2 protein-coding genes are annotated in these 3,370 nt (G+C 75.2%); both read right to left on the reverse strand.

Annotation, left to right across the window (positions count from 1 at the left end; genetic code table 11):
* Positions 1-211 precede the first annotated feature (211 nt).
* The gene (locus PROKR_RS07895) at positions 212-1,849 is read right to left on the reverse strand and encodes an outer membrane protein assembly factor BamB family protein (protein ID WP_036961641.1); all 1,638 of its coding nucleotides are present in this window, start codon (positions 1,847-1,849) and stop codon (positions 212-214) included.
* Positions 1,850-1,878: 29 nt separating this feature from the next.
* The coding region (locus PROKR_RS07900) for an outer membrane protein assembly factor BamB family protein (protein ID WP_211240066.1) at positions 1,879-3,370 on the reverse strand (1,492 nt) is incomplete at its 5' end.

Raw genomic sequence — 3,370 nt, forward strand, 5'->3', positions numbered from 1 at the left:
GCCCGCCGGGAGCCCGTCGGCGCCACCGTCGTTCCCGTCGGCGCCACCGGCCGGGCGGTCCCGGTCGTGGATGCCGGCCGTCCGGGTCGCGCCGGGATCGGCCGCGTCGTCGTCGACCAGGTCGAAGACGAACGCACCGCCGTCGTCCGGATCGCGCGCCATGCGGCGAGCGTAACGCCGCGGGACGCCTCGGATCAGCCCCCTGCGGGCGTCAGTCCAGGCCGGTCAGGCCATCCTTGCTGACCTCCACGAGCTCGCCGTCGACCGCGACGGCGGTGCCCGCGACCGGCGCGATCCAGCGCTTCTCACCCGTACCCAGGTCGAGCGCCACGAGCAGGCCGCCGAGCTTGCCGTCCTGGGGCAGGTGCTCCATGGCCACGGTCCGCCCGTCGGTCAGCGTCCGGTAGCGGACCATCCCGGTCATGCCGCCACCGTCCCAGGCCCAGACCTGGTCCCCGGTCTCGCGGGCCAGCCCGACCACCCGGCCCCCTCGGTCCGCGACCACCACGTCCCGGCCGACGAGCAGGATGTCCTGGCTCTTCCGGTCCGTCCAGGCCACCGAGCCGTCCCCGCGCACCGCATCGAACCCGTAGCCGCCGGTCCTGGTGATGAACCAGAGGTCGTCGGGGGCGTCGGGCGAGATGGTCGCGGTCCGCACCCACCCCGGCAGGGTCCGCAGGACCTGCCCCTCGTCGTCCACGACGAGGGTCTCCGTGGAGCCCGTCTCGACGGCGAACAGGTCCGCACCGATCTCGGTCACCCACGCCGGCGACGCCGGTACCTCGTCGGCCCGGTCGCCCGCACCGCCGGTGTCGTCGCCGGACTCGCCGGCGAGGTCGAGCCGGACTCCCTGTGTCGACAGCGTCGCCGCGACACCGCAGCCGTCCACGGCCACCGACTCGGCCCCGGTACGGATCGTGACCCGGTACGTGTCGACGGTCGTCCGCCCGCTGTCGGCGACCTGCTGCTGGCAGTTGACGGTCTCCGTCGCCCGGAACTCGACGGTGGTGGCCCAGCGTTCCGCGCCGGTCGCGGCGTCCTCGGCCACGACGCGCACGTCCCGGCCCCGTTCCAGGACCGACGGCGTGCACGTGCCGAGGTCGTCGCACAGCACCTCCTCGGCCGCGGCGTCGCCACCGGTGCGGGTGACCCGGACCAGCATGCCGTCGGGGCCGGGAAAGACCTGCTCGCCGTCCGCCAGGTCCACCGGCCGGGACCGGGTGGCGCCGTCGGGCGCGACGGTCAGCACCTCGCGGGCGCCCTCCGGGCCGTGCACGCACACCAGCGCATCGACGGACATCGACGCGTCCGGGCTGGTCGGCCCGCACACGGGGGCCTCGTCCAGGGGCACCCGCCAGGCGACCTCGCCCGAGCCCGGGTCGACGGCGACGACGTCGTCGAACCCGACCGGGACCGCCTCGGCCAGGCCGGTGAACGGGTCCACGGTGTAGCTCTGCGCGCTGCCCGGCGGGAGCACCAGCAGCCCGTCCATGGTCACGAGCGGCTGGTCCACGTAGGCCTCGTCGCTCGACGGCGTGGGGACGTCGAACGGCACGGTCCAGCCCCGCTCGGGCATCTCGGCCAGCGACGCCACCCCGACGGGCGAGGTACGCATCAGCTCGGCGCGCAGATGCCCCCGCACCAGGTCGACGGCGGTCGTGCCCGCCACGACGACGGCGACGACCGCCACGGTGACCAGCCAGGTGCGGCGGGACAGCCGTGGCAGCCGGGGCAGGCGACGCCCGGAGGAGTCCGCCGGGGGCGCGCCGACAGGCCGCGCCACACCGTCCGGCCCCTCGCCCTCGACCAGCTCGAAGACGACGGGTTCCTGCTGGTCAGGCCGCGGCATGGCCGGATCCTAGCCGCGTCATCCGCGAGTCACCCCAGTCCCACGACGCCCTGCTGGGTGATCTGCGCGAGATAGCCGTCCACGCTGACCAGCTGCGTGTACGGGGTGTCCTGGTCGATCTCCCAGCGCACCGAGCCGTCGCGCAGGTCGATCGCGACCAGACGCAGTCCCGAGTCGCCGCCGGTGGGGTCGCCGGACACCGGCAGCAGCAGGGTGTCGCCGTCCGTGAAGGCCCCGAAGACCAGCGAGCTCACGTCCCACGTCCCGTCGCCGAGGCCGAGCACGTCGGGGTCGAGCGTCCAGCGCTCCGCGCCCGTGCCGAGGTCGATCCCCCGCACCGGTCCGAGCTCGTCCACGACGACGCCGGTGCCGGCGACCCGGGCGAGCAGGTCGGTGGCGCGGAGCACCGGAGCGATCCAGAGCTGCTCCCCGGCGTCGCGCCCTTCGGTGGACCGGGCCTCGGTGTGCACGCCCACCCGCTCCAGCAGCAGGCCCGGGTCCCGGCCGTCCGTGGCCCACGGCACGAGTACCTGACCGTCGAGCCTCAGGGTCTCGCCGTCGGGCAGGTGCACCACCTGGCCGGCCGTCCCGGCGGCAGCCGCCGCCGGGTCGGGCCCGGCCCAGCCGCCGTCGGGCAGTGCGGTGAACGATCCCGTCACCCCGCCCGCCGGTGCGTCGGTCATGTCCTTCGGGTCGTCGAGGCGCGTGCCGTCGAGGAGGAAGGCCGCCGAGACCCCGCAGCCGTCGATCTCCAGCACCCCGTTGCTCAGGTCGCCGTACACCGAACCAGCGAGGTCCAGCACCGGGGTCGGGGTGTCGGGGTCCTCCGGACCGGAGGTGTACGTGACGCACAGGTTCGCGTCCGCCGGGCCGGCGGCGACGTCCGCGCTCCAGCGCTCCGCGCCGGTCGCCGCGTCCTCGACCCGAACCGTCAGGTCAGGCGCGACGAAGCCCTTGGGCAGGTGCGGTGTGCCCACCTTGTCGACCACGACCGGCTCCTGCTCGTGCTCGCCGCCCGCGAGCTCGAGGTGGATCAGGCCGCCGTCGGGCGCGGGCTGCACCATCGCGCCGGGGTCCAGCTCGCGGGTGGTCGAGCCGCCGTCCGGCTCGATCACCGTGACGCCCTGGTCGCCGTCCTCCGACGTCGTGACGCAGACCAGCTTCTCGACCGGGAGCGCCCCAAGCGGGCCGCCGACGCCCAGCGCCCCCAGCGGGCCGCAGTCCACGGCTTCGGCGACGTCCACGGTCCACCGCACCTCGCCCGTCGCCGGGTCGAGGCCCTGGACCTTCGCGTCACCCACGACCGCGAGCACACCCGGCATCCGGACCAGGGCCGCGGAGATCGGGTTCTCCAGCTCGATCGACCACTGCTCGGTGGGTTTCTCCGCCAGGCTGCGGATACCGGACGGCGTGGCGAGCAGCGCGCGCTCGCGCAGTGCGCCGTCGACCAGCACCCCGGCCACGACCGCCACCACGACCGCCGCGGCGGTACCACCCGCAAGCAACGCCCTGCCGCGGCGG

The organism is Promicromonospora kroppenstedtii DSM 19349, assembly GCF_000515355.1.
GTDB classification, from domain to species: Bacteria; Actinomycetota; Actinomycetes; order Actinomycetales; family Cellulomonadaceae; genus Promicromonospora; species Promicromonospora kroppenstedtii.

What these genes read in the sequence shown, in the direction of transcription:
- PROKR_RS07895 (WP_036961641.1), bottom strand. Translation starts at nt 1,849, where the DNA reads ATGCCGCGGCCTGACCAGCAGGAACCCGTCGTCTTCGAGCTGGTCGAG.